The sequence below is a fragment of the Corynebacterium glyciniphilum AJ 3170 genome (genome assembly GCF_000626675.1).
GTDB lineage: Bacteria > Actinomycetota > Actinomycetes > Mycobacteriales > Mycobacteriaceae > Corynebacterium > Corynebacterium glyciniphilum.
This window is the reverse complement of sequence record NZ_CP006842.1, coordinates 897,613-922,450: the sequence shown is the minus strand read 5'-3', so window position 1 is coordinate 922,450 and position 24,838 is coordinate 897,613. Positions and strand designations below refer to the sequence as shown.

The window sequence follows — 24,838 nt, the reverse complement described above, 5'->3', positions numbered from 1 at the left end:
GGCAGTCATGTTACCCGGGCACTTTAGCGATCCGCAGCAGTGCCTCGGCATCCGGGTCACTCACCCCCAGCGGCCGTCCCCGGGGGTAGACGGCACGTAACAGACGGCGGAACGTCACCCCTTTCACCGGCACCCGGACCAGTTCGCCGGACGACACCTGCGACTCCACGGCACGTGCCGCAATGACTGTCGGCTCCCCCATCCCGGTCACCGCCGCCCGCTGGGCCGACAACGACCCAAACTCGCCCGCGGGTTCAGCGATCGTGCCGAGGACCGCCTCCACGATCTCCCGGCTCCCGGACCCTCGCTCCCGGGTGACCAGCGGTGTCCGTCGTAGCTGTCCCGCGTCCACCTCCGAACCTGCCCAGGAGTGCGTCGGCGGGACCACCAGAATCAAGTCATCGACCCCCACCACGTCCGAGGCCAGGCCATGCGATACCTCCGCCCCTTCGACGAACCCCAGCACACACTCCCCGCCCGCCACCGCGTCACACACCTCTGTGCTGTTGCGGGAACGCAGTTGCAGACGGACGGTCGGGTTCTCCCGGTGGAACCGCGCCGCCCACGAGGGGAAATACAGTTCCGCGATCGTATTGGAGACGGCGACGGGCAGCGACCGGACCGCATCCGGCTGCGTCGTCGCAGAGACAGCGCGGGAGAACTCTCCCGCAGCGCTGAGCAGCTCCCGGGCCGCCGTCAACACGACCCTCCCTCGCTCGGTCGGCTCTGATCCCCCCACTCCTCTCCGGAAAACCGCGACACCGAGGGTCTTCTCTGCAGCCGCCACCCGCGCGCTCACCGTCTGCTGACTCAGCCCCAGGTCACGTGCCGCCGCGGCGATGCTGCGACGCTCATCGACGGCCACGAGTGTGGCGAGTTGGCCGATCTGCGGGACATGAGGGTACATACATTCACTGTACCCCTTTCCACCTGGCCTGTTATCCCTGGACGCCCGGGCGACCGTCTACGGTCAGGACCCATGGACACCACGACCGAGCTTCCGCCACCCGGCCCCGCCTGGGCCGGCGCGCTGATGGGAATCGCCATCACCGCGTCCATGACAGGAGTTCATGTCGGGACGCCCACCGGTGGCATCGTGACCGTGCTGGCAGCCATGGTCCTGCTGGTCCTGGCTACCGGCGGGCGGAGCTGGCTGACCACGGATCTCCCCCCGTGGTCGATGGTCACCATGGGGATTCTCGCTCTCGGCTCCGCTGCCGACAGCACCCTGGGATTCGTCAGCGTCCACCAGGTCACCTGGGTGGTCGGGACGGTCGCCTCCGTCATCGTCTTCACGCCTCAGGCAGTGAAGCTCGTACGAGGCACACTGCCACGCACGTTTCCCGCGGCTCTTCCCCTGGTTACCCCGATGGTGGCGGCGACCAACGCCGCCCAACTCGGGCACCCGCTCCCTGGAATCCTCTGCTTCGCGGCGTCGCTGCTGACCGGCGTCCCCGCCTTCCTCCTTATCTACCTCGGCTCAGGACGACGCCCGGCGCCCCCTACCGCCGCCACGACGTGGATCCCGCTCGGCATCGTCGGCCAGAGCAGCGCGGCAGCCCTGTTGCTCTCCGACGGGTCGTCCCTCGCCGACGTCGGCCGAATTTACGCCGGTGTCATGCTCACTGTCGGTGTCCCGGCCGCAGCGTGGGCGCTCTGGAACCACTGGGGAACCCTGCTGCGGACGTCTCCCGCGGCGTCGGCAGCCGCCTACAGTCCTGCGTGGTGGTCCGCCACCTTCCCCGTCGGCACCTGCAGCCTGGGCGCTCACCAGCTCTCGCTCAGTACCGGTGTCGGGTGGTTGGACGGGGTCAGCGTAGTGCTCCTCTTCCTGCTGGTCCTGCACGTCACCCTGGCTGCAGCGGGACTCGCCGTGGCGCTCTGTCAGCGGTACGTGACCAGGACCGGCGAATGGTCACTCCAGCGCAGGTCGTAGTGCTCGGCCCGGTCCACCCACGCGGACTCCACGCGTTGCATCAACGCCGACGTCGCCGCTTGGTAGTCGATACGCCACCCGGCTCCCGTGTCGAAGGCCTTGCCACGCCACGTCCACCAGGAGTAGGGGCCGTCCTCGTCCGGGTGCAGTCGGCGCAGGGCGTCGAACCACCGGGGCTCTCCCGTCGCCCCGTTCTCCAGCCGCTGGGCAGCTACGTCACCGGGGGTGTAGTCCACCGCACCGAAGAAGTCCGACGGGGCGCCGGCGGGGTTGCCGGTGCGTCCTGCGTCCGTCGGGTCACCGATCTGCGTGGACTCGTCAGGGAACGTGCCGAACACCGAATCCATGAACGCGCGCTCCGCCGGAAGATACCCCGACTTCTTCCGGTTCGGACGCCAGTTCTTCAGGTCCTGGCGCCGGTGGCAGATGTTCCAGTCCCCGCCGACGACCATCTGCTCATGTGCTCCGGCCTGCTGTTCAAGGTACGGACCGAAGATATCGAGGAAGCGGAACTTCTCGTCCTGCTTGGCCGTGCCCTCGGCCCCGGACGGCAGGTAGACGCTGGCGACCCGGAGCCCGGCAGTGGTGGCCTCGATGTAGCGTCCCGCATCGTCGAACTCAGTGCTGAAACCCTCACCGAAACCGACCTGAACGTCGTCGATACCGTGACGGGACAGGATCGCCACACCCGCACGCCCCTTGGCCGCAGCCTCGGCCTGCACCAGGCTCCACCCGGATTCCAGGGCCGGGGCCAGTGCCTTCTCGGTCTGGTCGGGGGTGGCACGCACCTCCTGCAACAGCACCACGTCCGCCGGGGTGCTCTCCAACCACGGCAGGATCCCGTGGTTGTCCTCGTTGCGGACCTTGGCTGCGGCACGGATGCCGTTGACGTTGACGGTGGCGACAGTGACAGTCATGCGGTCCAGACTAGCGGCGGGCCTCGCTGCGGCGCCGCAGCAGGTAGGTCGGGACGAAGACCGCAATGCCGCAGAGTGCCATGCCCACACCCGCCAACGCGGGCGCAGAGTACGAGTAACCGGCGCTGATCACCGCTCCGCCGACCGCAGCACCGGCGGCATTCGCCAGATTCAGCGCCGAGTGGTTCATCGAGGCAGCCAGGTTCTGTGCCTTGCCGGCGACGTCCATCAGCCGGGTCTGCAGGTTGATCGTCATCACCGAGCCCGACATCGCGACCAGACCGAAGTTCACGATCGCCAGCGGCGCGATCGTACTGGTGAAGTAGAACGCCCCGAGCATCAGGACCATGGCGACCAGGGCGCCGAAGATCGACCCCTCCACGTTGATGTCGGCAAGCCGTCCGCCGACGAAAGTACCCGCCACCATGCCGATGCCGTAGACCATCAGCACCAGCCACATGAGGCCCTCCGGGAAACCAGCGCGCTCGGTCATTGTCCAGGAGATATAGGTGTAGACACAGAACATACCGCCGAAGCCCACGGTGCCGAGTAGCAACGTGAGCATCACCTGGGGGTTGACCAGGGCGCTGAGCTCGGTCCTCGGTCGTGTCGCAGGCATCTGCGTCATGTGCGGCAGCGAGTACCACAGGCCAATCAGCGTGACCAGGCCAATCAGGGCGACCACGGCGAAAGCTGCATTCCACCCGAGTGTCTGACCGACCCACTGGGCAGCCGGCACGCCGGCCACCGTCGCCACCGACAGTCCCATGGAGACCTGCGCGACGGCACGTCCGCGCTGTCCGGCGTCCGCCATGGATGCGGCGATCAGCGCGGCAGCGGCGAAGTAGGCGCCATGGGGGATCCCGGCGATGAACCGGGACAGCATCAGCAGCCCGTACGACCCCGCCAGCACACTGAGCGCGTTCCCCACCGTGAAGGCGCCCATGAGGATCAGGACGAGCCGCCGTCGGGGCATCGACCCGGTGAACGCCGTGATCACCGGGGCACCCACCACCACGCCGAGGGCGTAGGCGGTGATCACGTGTCCGGCGGTGGCCTCACTGATAGAGAAGTCGTCGGCGATGTAGTTGAGCAGTCCCATCGCCACGAACTCGGTCGTCCCGATACCGAAGCCGCCGAGGGCGAGCATGAGGATGGCGATCGGTCGCCGACGACGGCCCATCTCCGTCTGCCGGGGCAGGGGGCGCCGGCTGGGCCGGACGGACGGACGTGGCAGGTCGGCCAGACGTTGCAGCCTCGTGGTTCTCTGGGTAGGTCTCCCGGTTGTTCTCCGGGTCGTGGCGTCGGTCGGTGGTGCTGTCGGCGGTGCTGTCGGTCGTTCAGTCACGAAATGCTCCTCGGGAGTCGGCGCGCTCGGGTCGGTCTGGTGTCACTCGGCGGGTGCCACAGGAGAGGGCAACCGGTATCGATTCAGATCTATTCCCGGTTCTGACGTGATTTCCTCCGGAAGATTTCACTGATATCCAGATAACGGTCTCTCCCCGGGTGTAGGGTATCCGCCGCCCCGCGACCGTCAGGGCAATCGGCATTGCCGTATTATCGCGATAGTAGATGCCCGAGCGGCACCCTTCCACACGAAGGCATCACCACAGAACGAGACGAATAATCGCAGGTGCGCCCGTCTGTGTCCCTCACGAGGGGACAACCGACGCGACGCTGCACTGACTATTGAAGAGGGAGACACCGGCCCATGGCCAAGATCATCTACACCCGAACTGACGAAGCCCCGCTACTCGCGACATACTCGTTGAAGCCCGTTATCGAGGCATTCGCCTCCACCACCGGCGTCGCCGTCGAAACCCGCGACATCTCCCTGGCAGCGCGTATCCTTTCCGCGTTCAACGATGTCCTGCCCGAAGGACAACGTGTCCACGACGCACTCGCAGAACTCGGCGAGCTGACCAAGAAGCCGGACGCGAACATCATCAAGCTCCCGAATATCTCCGCGTCGGTCCCTCAGCTCAAGGCTGCGGTCCGCGAGCTGCAGGAGCACGGTTACGACCTGCCGGACTACCCGGACGAGCCGTCCACGGACGAGGAGAAGGACGCCCGCGCCCGTTACGACTCCGTCAAGGGGTCCGCCGTGAACCCGGTACTGCGCGAGGGCAACTCCGACCGTCGTGCTCCGAAGGCCGTCAAGAACTTCGCCCGGAAGCACCCGCACCGCATGGGTGAGTGGAGTGCCGACTCGAAGACCAACGTCGCCACCATGTCCGACGGCGACTTCCGTCACAACGAGCAGTCCGTGATCATCGACGGCGACGACACCCTCACCATCCGTCTCGTCGGCTCCGACGGGGAGACCACGGTCCTGAAGGACGGGCTGAAGGTCCTGGACAAGGAGATCGTCGACGCAACCGTCCTGCGTGCCCGGGACCTCGACGCTTTCCTGAAGGACCAGGTCATCCGCGCGCAGGAAGACGGGGTCCTCTTCTCCGCACACCTGAAAGCCACGATGATGAAGGTCTCCGACCCCATCATCTTCGGCCACGTGGTGCGTGCCTACTTCTCCGAGGTTTTCGAGAAGTACGGCGACACCCTGTTCTCCAAGGGACTCAACGGGGAGAACGGCCTCGCCGCCATTTACTCCGGACTCGAGGACTACGCCGACGAAATCGGTGCCGACCTGGCCTCCGAGATCCGTGCGGCCTTCGACAAGGGGCTGGAGGACGGCCCCGACCTGGCCATGGTCAACTCCCACAAGGGCATTACCGGCCTGCATATCCCGTCCGACATCATCGTGGACGCCTCCATGCCCGCCATGATCCGTAGCGGCGGCCACATGTGGAACAAGAACGACCAGGAGCAGGACGCCCTCGCGGTCATCCCCGACTCCTCCTACGCCGGCGTCTTCCAGACGGTCATCGAAGACTGCCGAAAGAACGGTGCCTTTGACCCGACGACCATGGGCACCGTCCCGAACGTCGGCCTGATGGCGCAGAAGGCCGAGGAGTACGGCTCCCACGACAAGACCTTCAAGATCGAGTCCGAGGGCACTGTCGAGGTCGTCGACTCCTCGGGCAAGGTCCTGATGTCCCACACCGTCGCCCCCGGCGACATCTGGCGTGCCTGCCAGGCCAAGGACGTGCCGATCCGTGACTGGGTGAAGCTGGCCGTCAGTCGTGCCCGTGCCACCGGCGCCCCGGCCGTGTTCTGGCTCGACCCGGAGCGTGCCCATGACCGCAACATGACCGCGAAGGTCGAGGAGTACCTCAAGGACTCCGAGCTCGTCGGTGACACCGAGGGCCTGGACCTTCGCATCCTCTCTCCCGTCGAGGCGTGCCAGCTCTCCGTCGACCGCATCCGCGCCGGCGAGGACACCATCTCGGTGTCCGGCAACGTGTTGCGTGACTACCTCACCGACCTCTTCCCCATCATGGAGCTGGGCACCAGTGCCAAGATGCTGTCCATCGTGCCGTTGATCGCCGGTGGCGGACTGTTCGAAACCGGCGCCGGCGGATCCGCACCGAAGCACGTCCAGCAGCTCATCGAGGAGGATTACCTGCGCTGGGACTCCCTGGGCGAGTTCCTGGCACTGGCGGAGTCGCTGCGTAAGCTCGCCGAGACCGACAACAATCCCCGGACCCCGATCCTGGCCGACGCTCTGGATGCCGCGACCGAGCGAATCCTCAACGAGGACCTCTCCCCTGCCCGCGTCGTCGGCGAGATCGACAACCGCGGCAGCCACTACTGGCTCGCCCGTTACTGGGCGTTGAACCTCTCCAGGCAGACCGAAGATCCTGAGCTCGCCGAGATCTTCGCCCCGGTCGCTCAGGAGCTGGAGGAGAAGTACGAGACCGTCAAGAAGGAGATGCGCGGAGGTCAGGGCTCCTCCGCCGACCTCGGCGGCTACTACTGGTTGGACGAGGAGAAGACGACGAAGGTCATGCGCCCGTCCGCTACCTTCAACGCCGTGATCGACGGCCTCACCGCGCGGAACTCCTGACCCCCTTCCGCCAACGTACAGCTCGGTCTACTTGACATAAGGCGCCTACCTGCGCCTTTGAATAAAAGTAGACCGAGCTGTTTGCCGGTACCCCTCCGGTGGGTTATCGTGTTCCCAGCGAAACGACACCCAACCTCCCGAAGGGACCACCACACATGAGCACCAGGTACGACAACTCCGACTCCGCCTCCTGGGGATTCGCCTCCCGCGCTGTCCACGCGGGACAGACCGTGGACTCCGACACCGGCGCCCGCAACCAGCCGATCTATCTCACCACCTCCTATGTCTTCGATTCCGCCGAGCACGCCAAGCAGCGCTTCGCTCTCGAAGACCTCGGCCCGGTGTACAGCCGGCTGACCAACCCCACCCAGGAAGCCCTCGAGAACCGCATCGGCTCCCTGGAGGGCGGCGTGCACGCCGTGGCCTTCGCCTCCGGACAGGCCGCCGAGACCGCCGCGATCTTCAACCTCGCCGGCGCCGGCGACCACATCGTCACCTCGCCCCGTCTCTACGGCGGCACGGAGACCCTGTTCGGGATCACACTCGCCCGCCTCGGCATCGAGGTCACCTTCGTCGAGGAGCCCGATAACCTCGACTCCTGGCAGGCCGCCGTCCAGCCGAACACGAAAGCCTTCTACGGCGAGACCTTCGCCAACCCGCAGGCCGACGTCCTGGACATCCCGGCACTGGCAGAGGTCGCGCACCGCAACAATGTCCCGCTCATCGTGGACAACACCATCGCCACGGCTGCCCTGGTGCGTCCGCTGGAGCTCGGCGCGGATATCGTCGTCGCCTCGCTGACGAAGTTCTACACCGGCAACGGTTCCGGGCTCGGCGGCATCCTCGTCGACGGTGGTTCCTTCGACTGGACCGTCGAGCGCGACGGCGAACCGGTCTTCCCCTCCTTCGTCACCCCCGACCCCGCTTACCATGGTCTCAAGTACGCCGACCTCGGTGCCGCTGCCTTCGGTCTGAAGGCCCGCGTCGGCCTGCTGCGTGACACCGGTGCCGCTCTCTCGGCGTTCAACGCCTGGGTGACCATTCAGGGACTGGACACGCTCGCCCTGCGGGTGCGCAAACACAACGAGAACGCCGAGATCGTCGCCGGCTCCCTCGCCGAGAACCCGGCCGTGGCGACGGTGAACTACGCGGGCCTTCCGGACTCCCCCTGGTACGCCACCAAGGAGAAGCTCGGCCTGGAATACACCGGCTCCGTGCTCTCCTTCGACCTCGCCGTCGACGACGTCTGGTCCGATGAGGCACGCGAGAAGGCCTGGGCCTTCATCGACGCGCTCAAGCTGCACTCCAACCTGGCCAATGTCGGTGACGTCCGCTCTCTCGTCGTCCACCCGGCAACCACCACCCACTCGCAGTCCGACCAGAAGGGTCTGGCGCGGGCCGGCGTGAACCTCGCCACCGTCCGCCTGTCCGTCGGCATCGAGGACATCGAGGACATCCTCGCCGACCTCCAGCTCGGCTTCGACGCGATCAACTGAGGCCACCGTCCATGACCATCGACCCCCGGTCCCTGCCCGCGTCCCACTCGTCCGTCTCCGTCCCCATCGGCACCTTCACCACCGAGGCGGGGGTGGACATCCCGGGCACAGAGCTACGTCTCTTCGCCTGGTACGAGGGCAGCGCCGAGGAGGCGGTGGCACGACCCGTGATCGTCATCGAGCACGCTCTGACCGCCGACGGCAACGCCGACGACTGGTGGGCCGGCATGATCGGCCCCGGGCTCGCTCTCGACACCGAACGCTACCTGGTGCTCTGCGCGAACTGTCTGGGCGGCTGTCAGGGCTCGACGGGCCCGTCCTCTGCACATCCGGACGGCGGCCACTGGGGGTCCCGTTTTCCCGCCCTCTCGATCCGTGACCTCGTCACCGCAGAGAAGACACTGCTCATCGACGTACTGGGGATCCGCCGGATCCGCGGTGTGGTCGGTGCATCCATGGGTGGCGCACGTGTCCTGGAGTGGACGTTCATGTACCCCGAGGTGGTGGAGGCCGCGCTACCGGTCGCCGTCTCCGCCCGTGCCTCGGCCTGGCAGATCGGGATCCAGTCCGCTCAGATCCGCTTCATCACCGCCGACCCCTGCTGGCAGAACGGCGACTACCACGGCTCCGGGAACATCCCGTCCCACGGACTCGGCCAGGCCCGACGGATCGCCCACCTGACCTACCGCGGTGAGCTGGAACTCGACGAGCGGTTCTCCACCGATCCCCAGCCGGGGGAGAATCCCTACGGTCCCTACCACTCCCCCACCGAGCGTTTCGCCGTCGAGAGCTATCTCGACCGCCAGGCCGAGAAACTGGAGGCCAGATTCGACGCCGGCAGCTATGTGACCCTCACTGACGCGCTGAACCGCCATGACGTCGGACGCGGCCGCGGCGGCATGAACGCCGTACTGGGCTCCTCCCAGGTCCCGACCATGGTCGCCGGCATCGACACGGACATCCTCTACCCGTACCACCAGCAGGAGCACCTCTCCCGCAACCTCGGGGACTTCATCGGCCTGTCGAAGATCACCTCCCCCACCGGCCATGACGGCTTCCTGACCGAGACGCGTCAGATGACGATCATCCTCGACAAGTTCCTCACCAAGGCGGCGTTGCTGGCGCAGCGGTAGGGTCTCGACGCATCGAAAAGGGCACCGTCCTGTGCACGCATTCAACTTCCGGAGCGTGCACAGGACGGTGCTTTTTTGGTCAGGTCAGGCGGACGCCGCCTCCGTCGCCCGCGCGTACACGGTCTCACCCACACTGCCGGCCCCCAGGCCCAACGTCCGGGCGTCGCCACGGGTGATCTGTGCAGTGAACCGCCCGCCGTTCTCCACGTCCGTGAGTTCTACCCGGACCTCAAATCCCAGCACCGCGACCCGCTCGACCACTGCCTCGCGCACGTCGGTGGCGGCGACTTCATTGCCCGGAACCTCCGGGTCGGCATTACGGCCGAGCCTGATGTCATGCGGACGAACGGTCTGCCCGGCGAGTTCGGTGACATGCCCCAGGAAGGACCGGACGAACGGCGTCTCCGGGGCGTCGTAGAGCTCGGTGGGAGTTCCGACCTGTTCGATCCGTCCGTCACCCATCACCGCAATACGGTCGGCGACGTCGAGGGCCTCCTCCTGGTCATGGGTGACCAGGACGGTGGTGACGGTGAATTCCTCGTGCATATGCCGCAGCCAGGTGCGCAAGTCCTCGCGGACCTTGGCGTCCAGCGCCCCGAAAGGCTCGTCGAGCAGCAGGACGCCCGGGTTCGGGGCCAGCGCACGCGCCAACGCCATCCGTTGCCGCTGTCCGCCGGAGAGCTGTGACGGGTACCGGGTGTGGTACCCGGCGAGACCGACGATCTCCAGCAGCTCATCGACCCGCTGGTCGATCTCTTTCCTCGGACGTTTCCGCACCGACAGACCGAAGGCCACGTTGTCGCGCACGGTCATGTGTTTGAAGGCGGCGTAGTGCTGGAAGACGAAACCGATGCCCCGGTCCTGGGGCGCCAGCCGTGTCACGTCGGTACCGTCGATGACCACTGCTCCGGAGTCGGGCCGTTCCAGGCCGGCGATGGTGCGCAGCAGTGTGGACTTGCCGGATCCGGACGGCCCCAGCAGGGCGGTGAGGGATCCCTCGGGGATGTCGAGGGAGACGTCGTCGAGGGCTGTGAACACCGGCGAGGAGCCGTAGGTTTTCACGGCGTGGGAGACGGAGATAGCCATCTTAGGAAACCTTCTTCTTCTGCAGCAGGGTCATGACGACCAGGACGATCACCGAGACGATCATCAGCAGGGTCGCCGCGGCGTAGGCGCCGTAGACGTTGTTGTCGTCGAGGTAGCGGGAGTGCACCAGCAGAGTCAGGGTCTGACCTCCTCCGGCGAACCCGGAGGCGACCATGATCACCGCGCCGAACTCCCCGAGGGACCGGGCGACGGTCAGCACGATGCCGTAGGACAGGCCCCAGCGGATCGACGGCAGGGTGATGCGCCGGAACGTCTGCCAGGATGAGGCGCCCAGGGTGGACGCCGCCTGCTCCTGTTCGGTACCGATCTCACGCAGGACGGGCTCCACCTCCCGCACGATGAACGGCAGGGTGACGAACACCGTGGCCAACACCATGCCGGGCAGGCCGAAGATCACGCGGAAGCCGAGGTCCTCGACTCCCCCGAACCATCCGTCGGTGCCCCACAGCATGATCAACGCGACACCGACAATCACCGGAGAGACCGCGAAAGGCAGGTCCACCACCGCCTGGACCAGAGCCTTGCCGGGGAACCGACCCCGGACCAGCCCGAGCGCGACGACGATACCGAAGATCACGTTCAGCGGCACCGTGATGGCGACGATCAGCAGTGAGGTCTGCAGTGCCGAGACGGCCGCCGGGGTGGTGATCCACTCCCAGAACTGCCCGAGGCCGGGTTCCACGGTGCGCCACAGGATGGTGCCGACCGGCAGCGCGACGAGGATGGCCAGGTAGACCAGGGCGAGGGTGCGCAGTGTCAGGACACTGATTCTGGACTGGTTCATGCGTCCTGTTCCTTCCGGGAGCTGTGGTCTCCGACGAGGCGGAGGACGAGGAGGACAATGAAGGTGATGGCCAGCAGCGCGACGGACACCGCCGCGGCGGCGGACGGGACGTCCGACTCGATCTGTTCCTGGATGTACTGCGACGCGACCTGCGTCTCCCCGGGGATGTTCCCGCCGATGAGCACCACCGATCCGTACTCACCGATCGCCCGGGCGAACGCGAGGCCCGTTCCTGACAGCACCGCCGGCCACAGTGCCGGCAGGATGATGCGCCGAAAGATCGTGGCATTGGATGCTCCAAGCGACGCTGCGGCTTCTTCGACGTCGTGGTCGAGCTCGATGAGCACGGGCTGCACCGAGCGCACGACGAACGGCAGAGTGACGAACGCCAGCGCGATGACCAGTGCAGGCTGGGTGGCGTTGAGGGTGATGTTCATCGGACTGTCCGGCCCGTACAGACTGAGCAGCACAAGGGAGGCGACGATGGTGGGCAGGGCGAAGGGCAGGTCGATGACCGCGTCCACGATGCGTCTCCCGGGGAAGTCGTCACGCACCAGCACCCAGGCGATCAGCGTGCCGGTCACCATGTTGATCAACGCGACGGCGAGGGAGACTTTCGCAGTCACCCACAGTGTGTCCCGTGCGCCTGGTGCGGTCACGGCGTCCCAGAAACCGCCGAGCCCGCCGGAGAAGGCCTCCGTGGTCAGGGCCACCAGTGGCAGCAGGACGATAACGGACAGCCACAGGGTGGCGGTGCCCATACTGAGTTTCGTTCTCATGTCGCCCTTCTCAGACTGCCTGGTAGATCGTCGTGATGGCGCCGTTGGTGTCACCGCTGCCAGGCTTGGCACGCTTGAACAGCACCGCGTCCACCACGTCCCAGTCCGCCGTATCCTGGTCGGGGTCCAGGGACGGGTCAAGGTCGCGGAACGCGTCGGCGAGTTCGTCGATGGTGTGCACGGTACTCAGCGGCCGGAATGCCTCACGCTGCGCAGTGGGGAGACCGTCGATCACGTCGGTGGAGTCGGAGAACAGGTCCGGGCCGGGCCGGAATCCTTCGGCCGCCCACAGCTTCTCCGCATCCGGGGTGAACAGGTAGTCACGGAACTGCGTGGCTTTCTCGATGTTCCCGTCGGGGTCGTCGGTCGTGTCGACCACGGCCACCGGATTCTCGATGCGGAAGGTGTCGTCCGGGACGGTGTAGTCAATGCGTCCACCATTGCGGTCGAGTTCGATGGCCTCGTTCTCGTAGGACAGGAGAACGTCGCCCTGCCCTCCCTCGAACGCGGACGTCGCCTCGCGCCCCGACTTCGGTCGGACGGTGAAGTGTTCGCCGACGAGCCGGGTGAGCTTGTCGAGCGCCTCACTGTGGGCGGTCTGTATGCCGGCACCGGAGTTGAGCGCCTGGAAGAACCAGCTGGCGTACGGGGCGAGCAGATTCCACTTCGCCGACCCCGAGCTCGCGGGATTCGGACTGATGACCTCGATCCCGGGCTCCAGCAGATCATCCCAGCTCTGGACGCCGTGCGGGTTGCCCTCGCGGGTGACGAAGGCGACGACCGAGCCGAAGGGGACGGAACGCGCGGACTCGTCGTCGGGCACGTTGTCCCGCCACTCCTCTGCCACCTGGCCACCGTCGACGAGCCGGGTCACGTCGGGTTCGACGGAGAAGTTCACGATGTCGGTCGGCAGGTGCCGGGCGACTTTACGGGACTGGTCACCCGAGGCACCGTAACTCTCCGCGAAGCCGGTGTCCTGCCCCTCGGGCGTGCTCCGGAACCCGCGGATGACGGCCTCGAATCCCGGCTTCGGGACGGCGTAGGCGACGAGGTTCAGTCTCTGGTCGCCTGACGACACGTCCACCACATCAGGATCGTCGACAGTTCCGCCGGGCAGCACGGCTACCCCGGCGACGGCCACCAGGCCGACGCCGACAAGCACCGCTCCCAGGCTGGGTTTGAACGCCACGACGATTCCCTCTCCTCCGCACAGACTGCTCTGTCTACTACGCAGGAGACACTATCCGGCCACCCGGCACACTCCGCAGAGTTCGATTCACACCGAATGGAATCAGGTGCTCAATTAGTCGCTGAGCGCAGGAAACTCCGGCAGCACGTACTCCGCCAACTCCGCCAGCATCTCGTCGACAGGCCTCGTCCTGCTCCTGAGGTGCAGTGACACATGGTTGACGCCCATGTCACGCTGCGAGGACAGGATCCTCAACAGCCCGTGCCGCCCCGTCCGGTACCCGAAGTCACGCCCCTCGACCGGCAGGTCGGCGTCCTCCGCCAGATCGATCCACATCGACTCAGCGAACGGCGCGAACATCTCACCGCAGGATGCCCGCCACCGGTCGGCCATCACCTTCTGCTGGGGCAGGGAGCGGTGGTAGGTGATCCACCCGTCGCCGTGGGCCGCGTTGTAATCCATGTTCTGCTGGCACGACCCCGTCGGCAGCACCGGCACGCGCCCGACCGTCGGTTTCGGGACGACGTCCGCTCCGCCCATGCGGCCCCGCGCCCACCGCACCGGACGGCCGGTGGATGACCACCCGGCCTGCAGCACCTCCAGGTGCTCACGGAACACCGCGGCACGGTCTCCTTTCTCCATGCCGAAGGCCGGGAACTCCTCAGGACGGTCGCCGCTGGCCACCCCCATGAGGAAACGTCCCCCACTGAGCCGGTCCAGACCCGCGGACCGTTTCGCCAGCAGCAGGGGGTGCGCCAACGGCAGCACAACAGCCGCCGTGCCCAACGCGATCGTCTCCGTGTGCGCCGCCAGCCACGTGAGGAACATGAAGGGGTCGTGGACCTGCCCGACATCCCCGAAGGTGTCGACCCGCAACGGGATGTCGCGTGCCCACACCACCGCGACCCCGGCCGCTTCCGCCGCCCTGACCAGTTCCACCTGGCGTGTGACATCCCCTCCGTCGTCAGCGTTATCCGTGCTTTCGCCCGGCCCGATCGGCAGACTCAGGCCCAGGGTCAGCTCGCCCTCCGCGAAGGCCCTGCGCATCCCCGGCAGACCGGCGACTGTCCCCACGGTGCCCACCGTCAGCTCCCCAGTGAATCGACCGACACCGCCACCAGCAGCATCGATGCCCCGATCGCGAGACAGAACAACGAATCGAACCTCCGCGACCGGACCGAGAGGACCCCCAGAATCTCCCCGTCGACCACCCACCGCAGGGCGCCGAGGACAAGCATGCCGGTGCCCACGGTGACCGTCCCCCGACGCCACCGGTCCGCCACCAGGAACACCAGCCCCACGACCATCACCAGGACGAAGCCGATGACCAGCAGCATCTGCAGCGTCTGGTTCAACCGCGAATGCGGCACGTCCGCATCATGCGGGTTACGCAGCAGCGTCCTGCGCTCCGCCGGTGTCAGTTCAACAAGATCGGCCTTGTCTGCCCCGGCGGTACTGCCGGCCCCCTCCTCACTCACACCAGCCGCTCCGCACGTTCCACGACATTGTGGATCAGGAAAGCGCGCGTCAGCGGCCCCACACCACCGGGGTTCGGCGACACCGCACCGGCAACGTCCCACACATCGGGGTGCACGTCACCAGCGAGTTTGCCATCCACGCGCGAGACTCCGACGTCGAGGACCGCAGCACCGGGCTTGACCATGTCGGCGGTGAGCATGTGCGGCTTACCCGCAGCGGCGATGATGATGTCGGCGTCGCGGGTCTCCTTGACCAGGTCCCTGGTGCCGGTGTGACACAGCACCACGGTGGAGTTCTCCGACCGGCGGGTGAGCATCAGACCGATGGGGCGCCCCACAGTCACACCGCGACCGATGACGACCGCTTTCGCCCCGTCGAGTTCCACGCCGTAGCGGCGCAGCAGGGAGATCGCCCCGTTGGGGGTGCAGGGCAGCGGAGCAGGCTCCATCAGCACGAGCTTGCCGAGGTTCACCGGGTGCAGCCCGTCAGCGTCCTTGGCCGGGTCGATACGTTCGAGGACCGCGTTCTCGTCAAGATGTTTCGGCAACGGCAGCTGGACGATGTAGCCGGTGCACTCCGGATCGGCGTTGAGCTCGTCGATCACGGCATTGAGCTCCTCCTGGCTGACGTCCGCAGGGAGGTCACGCCGGATACTGTTCACACCGATCTGCTCGCAGTCGCGGTGCTTCATCTTCACGTAGGAATGGCTAGCGGGGTCGTCGCCGACCAGGACGGTGGCCAGTCCCGGCGTGACTCCCTTCTCCTTCAGCGCCGCCACCCGGCGGGTGAGGTCCTCGACGATCTCGTCGCGGTAGAGTTTTCCATCCAGTGTGGTGGCAGTCTCAGCGGTCTCAGCGGTCTCAGCGATCTCAGTCACGGCACCAGTATGGCACCCTCAGCGTCCGCCCGGGAACCCCGCCTGCCGCCAGGCCTCGTACGCTGCCACTGCGGCGGCGTTGGAGAGGTTCATGCTGCGTCTGCCGGGCAGCATCGGAATGCGCACCTGCCGGGTGATCCGTGGGTCGGCGAGCGCGTCCTCCGTCAGCCCGGTGGGTTCGGTACCGAAAAGCAGGACATCGCCCGGTTCATAGGTGATGTCGGTGTGCCAGGTTTCGGCGTGGGCGGTGAAGGCGATGACCCGCGCCCCCGCCAGGTCGGCCAGATCGGTAAGCGCGGCGTCCAGCGACGGATGAACGTGCACGTCCGCAAGGTCGTGGTAGTCCAGCCCGGCGCGCTTGAGGTGTTTGTCGTCGAAGTTGAACCCCAGGGGCTCCGCCAGATGCAGGGAGGCACCGGTACCGGCGCACAGGCGGATGGCACTGCCGGTATTGCCGGGAATGACAGGGTGCTCGAAAAGGATGTGGCAGTAGGGGTTCGTGTCAGTCACTGTTCCCACCATGCCCGCAGCGTGTCGGTGAACCAAGCGAGGTCGTGGACGCCGGCCATCTCCCGGGCGGAGTGCATCGACAACAGCGGTATACCCACGTCCACCGTCGGAATACCGAGCCGGGTCGCGGTGATCGGTCCGATGGTGGACCCACAGGGGACGTCGTTGTTCCCCGCGAAAACCTGGTCGGGAGCCCCGACGCTACGGCATGCCGCCCGCCATGCCGCCGACGTGGTGGCGTCCGAGGCGTACCGCTGGTTGGCGTTGACCTTCAGCACCGGTCCGCCGTTGATCACCGGACGATGCACCGGATCATGTTTACCGGCGTAGTTCGGGTGGATGGAATGCGCGGCGTCGGCGGAGACGCAGGATGACCGGGCGAACATCGCCCGGGTCTCCTCTGCACCGGCACCCAGTGCAGCGGCGGTACGGGTCAGTACATCCTCGAGCACAGGACCGGCCGCCCCGCTGGTTGTCGCGCTTCCTACCTCCTCATGGTCAAAGGCTGCGAGCACGGGGATGATGCCACCGGTGGCGTCGTCGGTTCCGGCAGCCAGGAACGCCTGCAGGGAGGTGAAGACGCTGCTGAGGTTGTCCATGCGCCCCGCGGCGATGAAATCGTCCTGCGCACCGAACACCTCGCCGCGCTGAGCGTCGACGGTGATCAGGTCATGGGCGAGAATGTCCCCGGGTGTCACTCCCTCGACGCTGAGGGCGTCCGCGATGACCTCGCCGATCGTCGGTGCGCCCTCTCCGACGGCGAACACCGGCTGCATGTGCTGCTGCCGGTCCAGGGTGAGCCCGTTGTTGACGGCACGGTCCAGGTGGATCGCCAGGTGCGGGACCCGTAGTACCGGGCCTGTACACACCAGGTGCTCAGTGCCGTCGGCCAGGACGACCCGCCCGGCGAGCCTCAGCTCGCGGTCCAGCCACGCCGGCAGGATCGCACCGCCGTAGACCTCCACGGCCGCCTGTCGCCATCCGCCCGGTCCGGTGATGTCGCCGACCGGTTTCAGCTTCAGGCCGGGTGAATCGGTGTGGGACCCGACGATGCGGAACCCCTGCGGCCGTTCCCTCTCTCCGGCAGGCTCCGGGATCCGCCAGGCCAACACCGCTCCACCGCGCACGATGTAATGTCCGCCGGGGCTGGCGTCCCACGGTGCCTTCTCGTCCTGCCGGGCGAACCCGGCGGCATCCAACCGTGACGCGACCTCCGCGGCGGCGTGGTAGCTGCTGGGGGACGCGTCGATGAAGTCGATGAAGTCGGCGGGACCGGTGGAATCAGTCATGGGGACCAGTAAACCACCCGGTCGCACCCGGACCGCGTCTGGGACGGACACCTCCGGTTGTTTTTCCGGCACTACGCCACCCCTGAGTGTCCGTCCCAGGAGTAGTCAGGAGGCGGGGGCGACCCCGTGCTCCCGGAGGAAGGAGACCATCCGTTCGGCGATCCGCTGCCGGTTCACCGCCTTGACGAACTCATGGCCCTCGTCCTGCATCACCAGTTCGCTGGTGGGCACACCTCGTGCGTCCATCGCGGACTTCATCTGCCGGTACTCACTCGGCGGCACATTGGTGTCGTTGGCACCGTGGATGAACAGCACCGGGGTCTGCACACGGTCCACCCGGTGCAGCGGCGACACCTCCCGCAGCAGTTCCCCGTCCTGAATCGGATACCCGTACTTCGGGTAGGCCGCACTGGCGATCCAGGGCTCGGTGTCACGGTAGAACGTCTCGAGGTCACTCATACCGCAGGCACTCACCGCCGCGCGGAACAGGGAGGGGAACCAGGTGACGCCGATGTTCGTGAGGTAGCCGCCGTAGGACCGGCCACTGATCGCCATGCGGTCCGGGTCCGCCACCCCCATCGACACCAGGAACCGGACACAGTCCTCCAGGTCGTCGATGCCGGCGAAGCGGCCGTACCGGTTGTCGGCGTGCATGAACGTCCGCCCGCCGCCGAAGGAGCCACGCACATTCGGGGTGAACACCGTGATCCCTGCGTCAATGACCTCCCGCAGGACGTCGTGGTGTTCCGGGCGCGACTGCCCCTCCGGCCCGCCGTGAAAGTGCAGCAGGACCGGACGTGTCCCCCGTGCCGGCTCGAACTCGGGATTCGCCCCGCGGTACAGCCAGCCCGACAACTCGACCCCGTCCCGGGCGGTGAAGTGCAGTAGCTGGGGTTGCTGCACCTCCGCCAGCAGCGGCCGGTCTGGACTGACGGGGGCGGTGTTCAGGGATGTGACCACGCCGCTACGGCAGTCCACCAGGTGCACCGCCGGCGGGATGTCGGGGCTCTCCACGGCCAACGCGAGCCGACGGCCGTCCCCGGTGAGGGTCAGCCCACGGCCGACCATGCCGGGCAGGCGGACGGAACGCCGCACCGTCACCCGTTCGTGGGCGTCCAGGAGAAACACCTCGAGGGAGGAGACCCCGTCCTGGTTCCAGAGCACCGCAGCGGTACCACGGTCCTCGCTGACGATGAACTCGTCGACGTCGGCGTTGGCGTGACCGATCAGTTCACGGACCGACATCACCCCGTCCCGCTCCCGGATCCTCATCACCCGTCGACGGTCCGCGCCATGGTCACCGATGACCAAGAGCACCGGTGGTTCATCCCCCACCGGTGGCAGAATATGGCCGTCATCGGTGGTGGAGCCCGGCTGCGGCGGCAGGACAGGCCGCCAGGAACCGTCAGGACGGATCACCAGCAGTTCCCGGTTCCCCCGCGGACCGACCCGCATCAGTGCATAACCGCTCTCGGCGGCGACGAGTTGCCCGTCGGCCCTGCGGTCCACCACTTCGGTACGGCCGGTCTCCGGGTCGAACCGACGCCCCTCGGCCACCCCGTCGGAACCGACCGCATCCACGGCGAGCAGATCATTGTCCCACTCCACGACCGACGTCTTCGCATCGCCGCTGTCCCGGACCAGCACCGCGGACGGGTCGTCCGGGTCGCTGGACACCAGCCAGATCTCGTTGCGCTCGGTGCCCTGCGGCGAGACCTCCACCGCCAGCCAACGACCGTCCGGCGAGTAACGCACCGCCACTGCCGGCCCCTCCGTAGGGATGACCACCGGGCGTTCACCCCCGGTGAGCCGCGACTGCATCGCACGCGGAGACACGCCGTCATGCATGACGTAGGCGATGGCAGACCCGTCGGGGGCGAGGCTGGGGGCGTAGGTATGTCTCACAGACCCGTGATCCTACCCGCTGCGCTGCCTGCCCCGCAGGATCCACGTGTCCTTGCCGCCACCACCGCGCGAGGAGTTCACGATCATCGACCCCGCCGGAGCGACACGGGTCAGGCCTGCCGGGACAGTCAGGGCGTCCACCTCGGTGCCGGGACCGCCGGGCTGCCGCAGGTGGGAGAACATCCGCAGGTCCACGTGGCGACGCTGGATTCCGAGACCGTCGAACGTCGGCAGCGTCGACAGCCGCACGACCTCCTGGGCGATGAACTGGTCCGGGTGGGTCAACAGTTCCCGGCGCCGTGCCGCCAACTGTGCCTCGGTGCACTCCGGTCCGACGGTGATGCCGGCCCCGCCGTACCCGTCGATCGGTTTGACGACCAGTTCCCCGAGACGGTCGAGGACCTTGTCACGCTGTTCCCGCACCGAGCAGAGGTACGTCGTGACCTGGTCCAGTGCGGGGCGTTCGCCCAGGTAGAAGTCGATCATCGCCGGAACGTGGGCGTAGATCGCCTTGTCGTCGGCGACCCCGTTGCCCAGGGCGTTCGCCACTGCGACCGTGCCTGCGGCGAGCACGGCCTGGAAAGGTTCACGCAGCACCGTCCCGTCGGCCCCGGTGGAGGACAGGAACATCTCCTCCTCCATCCGCATGTAGACCACGTCCACCCGTCGCCGCCGTGTGCGGGAGACGTCCCACAGGGTGGGCGTCCCGTCATCGTCGGCGTCCACCAGGATCTGGTCGGTGGTGCACACGGAAAATCCGCCCACCCCGGCAATGAGCGACTGCTCGGCGAAGGTGCTGTCCTCCTCCCCTGCCGAGGCCACGATGACATGTGCGTGCTCCGGGTCCACCCCGGGCGGTGCTGCCGCGCGCAGTGTGGTGCACATCGTCTCCAGCGAACCAGCCGGATCGATGACCTCACCGAACTCGCGCTCGGTGGCGTCGAGCATCTCCGGGAAATGGTGGCAGGTGACGTCCCGTGCCGCCAGGGCGAACGTCAGGCCCGACGGCATGCGTACATTGTCCTCGAGAACCTGCCAGCGCCCGTCGTCGGAGCACACCAGGTCAGCGCCGTTGATGTGGTTACGGACCCGCCCTGGGGGCGTGTGGCGCCCGACCCTGCGGAATCCCGGCGCGCGTTCCAGGGTGGCCAGATCCACCACCCCGGCGCGGACGATCTCCCGGTCACCGTAGATGTCGTCGAGGAAGGCGTTGATCGCCCGCATCCGTTGTTCCACGCCCGCAGAGAGAGTGTCCCACGTCGATTCCGTGATGATCCTCGGCACCGGGTCAATCGGGAAGACCAGGTGACGGTCCGTGCCGCTGGCACGGAAGGTGATTCCCCTGCCGGTGAGTTCCTCTTCGGACGCCCGCAACCTGGACCGCAGTCGCAGCGCGCCGGTCTGCACCATCGTCGACAGGGCCGGGGCGGAGACGGGCCGGGGAGTTCCGGTGGCGTCAACGGCCTCGTCCCAGAATGCTTCCCCGAGATCGTCGACGACGCTGGGCTCGTAGGCCGACAGGCCCAGCGGTGTGCGCGGGGTCGCGTCCTCCAGCCCGACGGTGTCGAGGGTCTCGGCGATCAGCAGGCCCACGACATCATCGGTCCTGCCCCGACGGCGAAGTGTCCGACGCTGCCGGTAGGCACCCGATCCGGCACGCAGCAGGTGTCCGACAGTGTCCCTGACCCACCCGCCATCGTCCCCGAGTTCATCGGCGAGGAGCTCGACCAGCGCGACGATGACGTCCTCCGCCGGCTTCAGTTCCAGGTCCGACGGGTCGAGCAGCTCGCCCTCCATACCGGACCGGGCCGCCCGCCAGGTCGCGGTACGCTGCTGGAGCACCGGTAACGGCGGCGTGGGAGTGCCCCTCTGCACCAGCGTGTTCTCCCGGGAGACCAGTGCCCGGCACAGCGCGACGATCACCCCCACCGTCGCCGACGACGAACAGGCGTCGCACAGCCGGATCTCGACCCCGTCTGTCGCATCCCCGTCTGTCACCTGCCGGGCAGGCCGGACGTCATAATGCATCATCTCAGGCCCGGTAATCACCCTGGTGTGCTGCAGAAACTCCACGTCCCTGCGGTAGTCGTCCATGGTCGCGGCCTCAGGGTAGGCGCCGGACGCCGGCCACCGCGGCGCCTGCAGCGCCCGGGAACTGGCGTACCCGGTATCCACGCCCTCGTCGTCCAGCGGGGAGGACGCACTGATCGCCAGAAGCGCAGGCAGGTGCCGGGACACCCCACGGCAGACCGCCAGAACGTCGCCGCCCCCGTCACTGCTGCCGTCACTGCATTGCACGGTGACCCGGAGCCCGCCGGTAGAATGCACGCCCCGGCGAGCCCAGGGGACGACACCGGCGGCCAACGGCGCACAGTCACCGTCCACCTGGCCGGCCGCCTGTGCCACCAGACTCCTGTTCCGGCGGAGTTCAGCGAGTAGACCTGTCAGACCGGGGTGCGGTGACGTCCGGGAGATCAGACGGTCAGCGTCGCGTAGCGCAGAGAACCGCGCCAGGTCCCCCAGCCGCGCCACGATCTCGTCCGCGCACGGGGCAGGTGCGCGAACGGCTTGGTCGACGATGTACAGGTCCTCTTCCACTCTCACGGTGGTGCCCATGGGGCCACGCTAGTCGAAGGGTATAACGGGTGCATGAGCACTTCACCCCCATTGTCCCCGGAACAGCTCCGGGGCCTTCCCCCGGAACTCACCCCTGATCTTCTCGTCGAGCTGCGTGGAACCGCCGCCGGTGACCGGGCGCTCCGCATCGCCCGGAACGCCGTGACTGCGGCGGACGTCAACGCCGTCGCCCTCAACCGTGATGCGGTGGTGGCCCTGGACCCCACCACCGAGGTGAAGCTCGACTCCCTCGGAGTCAGCGACCAGAAGCAGTCGGGCCGGTGCTGGATGTTCGCCGCCTACAATGTCTTCCGTCACCGCGTGGCGGAGAAGCTCGGCGTCAAGGAGTTCGAGTTCTCCCACACATACCTGCAGTTCTTCGACAAGGTCGAGAAGTCGAACCATGTCCTGCGATCACTGGAGCAGCTGTTCCGCGCCGGTGTCACCGACCTGGACGACCGCACCGTCGCCGCCCTGCTGCAGGGCGCGGCGTCTGACGGGGGCCAGTGGAACTACTTCACCAACCTCGTGGCGAAGTACGGCGTCGTGCCGTCCTACGCCATGCCGGAGACCTTCGGTTCAGGACGGACCCCGCAGCTGGACGGCCGGCTGCGCACCGTCCTGCGCCGTGGGGCACTGCGCCTGCGTGAGGCGGTGCTCGCAGGCGAGAACTCGGACATCGACGAGACAGAGCGCATCATCTCCGACACCCTCGCCGACGCCCACCGCGTCACCGCCGTCCACCTTGGCCTGCCGCCGACGGAGTTCACCTGGCAGTACCGCGACTCCGACAACGGTTTCCACCGGGGCGGCACCTACACCCCGCAGCAGTTCGCCGCCGAGATGCTCCCGACCGGGCCCGACGGTATCGACAGCTACGTCAGCGTCGTCCACGACCCCCGCCACGCCGAAGGGCAGGCGTTCAGCATCACCCACGAGAACAACGTGTGGGGCACACCTGACTTCAGCTACCTCACCGCCGGGATCGACACCCTGCGCCGCCTTGTCACCGACAGTCTCGACGCCGGCGAACCGGTATGGTTCGCCTGCGACGTCAACCGGCAGTTCGTGGCCACCTCCGGGGTGTGGGACGCCAACCTGCTCGAACTCGACGCGCTCTACGGCACCGACTCCGCCACCACCAAAGCCGAACAGATGGAGACCGCTGAATCCCGGCTGACCCACGGCATGGTCTTCACCGGCTACGACCGCTCCCCCTCCGGGGAACTGCGGTGGCGCGTGGAGAACTCCTGGGGCACCAAGAGCCACGCGCAGCACACCGAGCTGGCCGGCGGCGGCTACGGCACCATGGCCGACAACTGGTTCGCCGACAACGTCTTCCAGGTCGTGGTCCCCCGACGACGCCTGACCGACACCACCAGTGACCTCGAAGAGGCACTGGACGCCCTCGACCGCGGCGACACCACTGACCTTCCGATCTGGGATGCGATGGCCTGATGACTACAGCAACGACCACAACGACACACACCGGGCTCGACCCGGCACACCTCACCACCCTCGGTGACGATCTGCGGGCCGACCCGTCCTTCCGCATGGCCCGCAACGCGGCGACCGCCGCCAATGTCGAGACCGTCACCCTCGACCGCGACGTCCTGGCCACGACCGACAGCTCCACCTCGGTGAAGCTGGACTCCTGGTCCGTCGCCGACCAGAAGAAGTCCGGCCGCTGCTGGATCTTCGCCGGACTCAACGCCCTACGCGGCGGCACCGGCGGTGTCATCGACACCACCGGCGTCAAGGACCTCGAGCTGTCCCAGACCTACCTGCACTACTGGGACAAACTGGAGAAGGCCAACCACTTCCTCGGTGCCATGGCCGGTCTTGTCGACCGTGACATCACCGACCGCACCGTCCAGCACCTGCTCGCCGACCCGGTGGAGGACGGTGGGCAGTGGAACATGTTCGTCGCCCTCGTGGACAAGTACGGCGCCGTGCCGAAGTACGCCATGCCCGAAACCCGTTCCTCCTCGGACACCCGGGCGATGAACCGGGACCTGTCGACCTCCCTGCGCGCCGGGACGGCACGCATGCGTGAGGCGTGGGAGACCGCCGGTACCGACGGCACCGACGCCGCCGGCAGCGCTGTGGGTGCCGTCCACCGCGATACCCTCGCCGACGTCCACCGCATCCTCACCGCGCACCTCGGTACGCCACCGGAGCGCTTCGTCTGGCAGTACCGGGACAAGAACGACGAATTCCACCGCATCGGAGAGATGACCCCGCTCGACTTCGCCGCCGAGTACCTTCCCCGCGACCTGGACGACTACGTCTGCGTCGTCGACGACCCCCGGACGTCGTCCCCCAAGGGGGAACTGTTCACCGTGGAGCACCTCGGCAATGTCGTCGGCGGCGCACCGGTGACCTACCTCAACGCCCCGATCGAGGTCATCAAGGCTGCGGTGCTGGAGTCCCTGCAGGACGGCCGCCCCGTGTGGTTCGGGTGCGACACCGCCGCACAGTCGCACCGTGACCGCGGCGTCTGGGACGCCCGACTCCACGACTACGAAGGCTTCTACGGCGTGGACCTGGACCTGTCCAAGGAACAGCGGCTCCTCACCGGCGAATCGCAGATGACCCATGCGATGGTGTTTACCGGCGTCGACATCGATGACAACGGGCGTCCTCTGCGCTGGCGTGTGGAGAACTCCTGGGGTCCGAAGGCTGCGGACAAGGGTTTCTGGACGATGAACGACAACTGGTTCGACCAGTACGTCTTCGAGATCGCAGTGCACCGTGACCGGCTGCCGCAGCAGTACCACAAGGCCCTGTCCACCAGCCCGAACGTCCTGCCTGCCTGGGACCCGATGGGTGCCCTGGCACGGTAGTCAGATCC

The 24,838-nt window shown here is 67.2% G+C and carries 20 protein-coding genes; 6 read left to right on the top strand and 14 right to left on the bottom strand.

Features of this window, described 5'->3' with window-relative positions; genetic code table 11:
• Nucleotides 1-10 precede the first annotated feature (10 nt).
• Nucleotides 11-907 carry a LysR family transcriptional regulator gene (locus CGLY_RS04265; protein WP_038546553.1) on the bottom strand — a complete coding sequence of 299 codons (897 nt, stop codon included), beginning with the start codon at nt 905-907 and terminating at the stop codon, nt 11-13.
• 72 nt (nt 908-979) lie between these two features.
• On the opposite strand from CGLY_RS04265, the gene CGLY_RS04260 reads away from it, so the two are divergent.
• A complete protein-coding gene (locus CGLY_RS04260; protein WP_052539647.1) occupies nt 980-1,936 on the top strand; it encodes an SLAC1 family transporter in 957 nt (318 codons plus the stop codon).
• Here the strand turns inward: CGLY_RS04260 and CGLY_RS04255 are convergent.
• Both CGLY_RS04255 and CGLY_RS04250 read right to left on the bottom strand, forming a co-directional pair.
• On the bottom strand, nt 1,885-2,853 hold the full coding sequence (locus tag CGLY_RS04255) for an exodeoxyribonuclease III (RefSeq protein WP_038546550.1): 969 nt from the start codon (nt 2,851-2,853) through the stop codon (nt 1,885-1,887). The genes CGLY_RS04260 and CGLY_RS04255 overlap by 52 nt on opposite strands.
• A gap of 10 nt (nt 2,854-2,863) precedes the next feature.
• Nucleotides 2,864-4,036 carry an MFS transporter gene (locus CGLY_RS04250; protein WP_052539645.1) on the bottom strand — a complete coding sequence of 391 codons (1,173 nt, stop codon included), beginning with the start codon at nt 4,034-4,036 and terminating at the stop codon, nt 2,864-2,866.
• Between the two features lie 528 nt (nt 4,037-4,564).
• On the opposite strand from CGLY_RS04250, the gene CGLY_RS04245 reads away from it, so the two are divergent.
• The 3 genes from CGLY_RS04245 (at nt 4,565) to metX (ending at nt 9,449) form a co-directional block, all read left to right on the top strand.
• A complete protein-coding gene (locus tag CGLY_RS04245; protein ID WP_038546548.1) occupies nt 4,565-6,820 on the top strand; it encodes an NADP-dependent isocitrate dehydrogenase in 2,256 nt (751 codons plus the stop codon).
• A 155-nt stretch (nt 6,821-6,975) separates the two neighbouring features.
• Complete coding sequence (locus CGLY_RS04240) at nt 6,976-8,316, top strand: O-acetylhomoserine/O-acetylserine sulfhydrylase (protein ID WP_038546546.1); 1,341 nt, start codon at nt 6,976-6,978, stop codon at nt 8,314-8,316.
• 11 nt (nt 8,317-8,327) lie between these two features.
• Entirely contained in the window at nt 8,328-9,449 is a 1,122-nt protein-coding gene (gene metX / locus CGLY_RS04235) for a homoserine O-acetyltransferase MetX (RefSeq protein WP_038546544.1), read from the top strand.
• Between the two features lie 84 nt (nt 9,450-9,533).
• On the opposite strand, the gene CGLY_RS04230 is transcribed toward metX, so the two are convergent.
• The 11 genes from CGLY_RS04230 to CGLY_RS04180 form a co-directional block, all read right to left on the bottom strand.
• Entirely contained in the window at nt 9,534-10,535 is a 1,002-nt protein-coding gene (locus CGLY_RS04230) for a sulfate/molybdate ABC transporter ATP-binding protein (protein WP_038546542.1), read from the bottom strand.
• Between the two features lies 1 nt (nt 10,536).
• Entirely contained in the window at nt 10,537-11,340 is an 804-nt protein-coding gene (locus CGLY_RS04225) for a sulfate ABC transporter permease (protein WP_038546540.1), read from the bottom strand.
• Nucleotides 11,337-12,119 carry a sulfate ABC transporter permease subunit CysT gene (gene cysT, locus CGLY_RS04220; protein ID WP_038546537.1) on the bottom strand — a complete coding sequence of 261 codons (783 nt, stop codon included), beginning with the start codon at nt 12,117-12,119 and terminating at the stop codon, nt 11,337-11,339. The genes CGLY_RS04225 and cysT overlap by 4 nt, the downstream gene beginning before the upstream one ends.
• 10 nt (nt 12,120-12,129) lie before the next feature.
• Nucleotides 12,130-13,308, bottom strand: coding sequence for an extracellular solute-binding protein (locus CGLY_RS04215; protein ID WP_038546534.1), 1,179 nt, complete (start codon nt 13,306-13,308; stop codon nt 12,130-12,132).
• 114 nt (nt 13,309-13,422) lie between these two features.
• On the bottom strand, nt 13,423-14,355 hold the full coding sequence (locus CGLY_RS04210) for a TIGR03571 family LLM class oxidoreductase (protein ID WP_052540639.1): 933 nt from the start codon (nt 14,353-14,355) through the stop codon (nt 13,423-13,425).
• Nucleotides 14,356-14,393: 38 nt separating this feature from the next.
• Nucleotides 14,394-14,786, bottom strand: a complete 393-nt coding sequence (locus tag CGLY_RS17740) for a DUF3017 domain-containing protein (protein ID WP_052539642.1) — start codon at nt 14,784-14,786, stop codon at nt 14,394-14,396.
• Nucleotides 14,783-15,655, bottom strand: coding sequence for a bifunctional methylenetetrahydrofolate dehydrogenase/methenyltetrahydrofolate cyclohydrolase (locus tag CGLY_RS04200; RefSeq protein ID WP_038551298.1), 873 nt, complete (start codon nt 15,653-15,655; stop codon nt 14,783-14,785). Before CGLY_RS04200 ends, CGLY_RS17740 begins: the two co-directional genes overlap by 4 nt.
• A 27-nt stretch (nt 15,656-15,682) precedes the next feature.
• Nucleotides 15,683-16,186 carry a tRNA (cytidine(34)-2'-O)-methyltransferase gene (locus CGLY_RS04195; protein WP_038546532.1) on the bottom strand — a complete coding sequence of 168 codons (504 nt, stop codon included), beginning with the start codon at nt 16,184-16,186 and terminating at the stop codon, nt 15,683-15,685.
• Nucleotides 16,171-17,463, bottom strand: coding sequence for a M18 family aminopeptidase (locus CGLY_RS04190; protein WP_038546529.1), 1,293 nt, complete (start codon nt 17,461-17,463; stop codon nt 16,171-16,173). The genes CGLY_RS04195 and CGLY_RS04190 overlap by 16 nt, the downstream gene beginning before the upstream one ends.
• A 105-nt stretch (nt 17,464-17,568) precedes the next feature.
• Nucleotides 17,569-19,368: a S9 family peptidase gene (locus CGLY_RS04185; protein ID WP_038546526.1), complete on the bottom strand. Its 1,800-nt coding sequence runs from the start codon at nt 19,366-19,368 to the stop codon at nt 17,569-17,571.
• A 12-nt stretch (nt 19,369-19,380) separates the two neighbouring features.
• Nucleotides 19,381-21,984 carry a carboxylate--amine ligase/circularly permuted type 2 ATP-grasp protein gene (locus CGLY_RS04180; RefSeq protein ID WP_052539640.1) on the bottom strand — a complete coding sequence of 868 codons (2,604 nt, stop codon included), beginning with the start codon at nt 21,982-21,984 and terminating at the stop codon, nt 19,381-19,383.
• Nucleotides 21,985-22,017: 33 nt separating this feature from the next.
• On the opposite strand from CGLY_RS04180, the gene CGLY_RS04175 reads away from it, so the two are divergent.
• Together CGLY_RS04175 and CGLY_RS04170 are read left to right on the top strand one after the other, a co-directional pair.
• A complete protein-coding gene (locus tag CGLY_RS04175; protein WP_038546524.1) occupies nt 22,018-23,442 on the top strand; it encodes a C1 family peptidase in 1,425 nt (474 codons plus the stop codon).
• Nucleotides 23,442-24,830 (top strand): C1 family peptidase, encoded by a 1,389-nt coding sequence (locus tag CGLY_RS04170; RefSeq protein WP_038546522.1) that lies wholly within the window; start codon nt 23,442-23,444, stop codon nt 24,828-24,830. The genes CGLY_RS04175 and CGLY_RS04170 overlap by 1 nt, the downstream gene beginning before the upstream one ends.
• Nucleotides 24,831-24,838: the final 8 nt, after the last annotated feature.

Excerpts from the sequence above, each read along its gene's own strand:
- metX (WP_038546544.1), top strand. The coding sequence starts at position 8,328 with ATGACCATCGACCCCCGGTCCCTGCCCGCGTCCCACTCGTCCGTCTCC.
- CGLY_RS04245 (WP_038546548.1), top strand. The coding sequence starts at position 4,565 with ATGGCCAAGATCATCTACACCCGAACTGACGAAGCCCCGCTACTCGCG.
- CGLY_RS04175 (WP_038546524.1), top strand. The coding sequence starts at position 22,018 with ATGAGCACTTCACCCCCATTGTCCCCGGAACAGCTCCGGGGCCTTCCC.
- CGLY_RS04240 (WP_038546546.1), top strand. The coding sequence starts at position 6,976 with ATGAGCACCAGGTACGACAACTCCGACTCCGCCTCCTGGGGATTCGCC.
- CGLY_RS04190 (WP_038546529.1), bottom strand. The coding sequence starts at position 17,463 with ATGACTGATTCCACCGGTCCCGCCGACTTCATCGACTTCATCGACGCG.
- CGLY_RS04265 (WP_038546553.1), bottom strand. The coding sequence starts at position 907 with ATGTACCCTCATGTCCCGCAGATCGGCCAACTCGCCACACTCGTGGCC.
- CGLY_RS04250 (WP_052539645.1), bottom strand. The coding sequence starts at position 4,036 with ATGGGCCGTCGTCGGCGACCGATCGCCATCCTCATGCTCGCCCTCGGC.
- CGLY_RS04195 (WP_038546532.1), bottom strand. The coding sequence starts at position 16,186 with ATGGTGGGAACAGTGACTGACACGAACCCCTACTGCCACATCCTTTTC.
- CGLY_RS04170 (WP_038546522.1), top strand. The coding sequence starts at position 23,442 with ATGACTACAGCAACGACCACAACGACACACACCGGGCTCGACCCGGCA.
- CGLY_RS04255 (WP_038546550.1), bottom strand. The coding sequence starts at position 2,853 with ATGACTGTCACTGTCGCCACCGTCAACGTCAACGGCATCCGTGCCGCA.
- cysT (WP_038546537.1), bottom strand. The coding sequence starts at position 12,119 with ATGAGAACGAAACTCAGTATGGGCACCGCCACCCTGTGGCTGTCCGTT.
- CGLY_RS04230 (WP_038546542.1), bottom strand. The coding sequence starts at position 10,535 with ATGGCTATCTCCGTCTCCCACGCCGTGAAAACCTACGGCTCCTCGCCG.
- CGLY_RS04225 (WP_038546540.1), bottom strand. The coding sequence starts at position 11,340 with ATGAACCAGTCCAGAATCAGTGTCCTGACACTGCGCACCCTCGCCCTG.
- CGLY_RS04210 (WP_052540639.1), bottom strand. The coding sequence starts at position 14,355 with ATGCGCAGGGCCTTCGCGGAGGGCGAGCTGACCCTGGGCCTGAGTCTG.
- CGLY_RS04260 (WP_052539647.1), top strand. The coding sequence starts at position 980 with ATGGACACCACGACCGAGCTTCCGCCACCCGGCCCCGCCTGGGCCGGC.
- CGLY_RS04180 (WP_052539640.1), bottom strand. The coding sequence starts at position 21,984 with ATGGGCACCACCGTGAGAGTGGAAGAGGACCTGTACATCGTCGACCAA.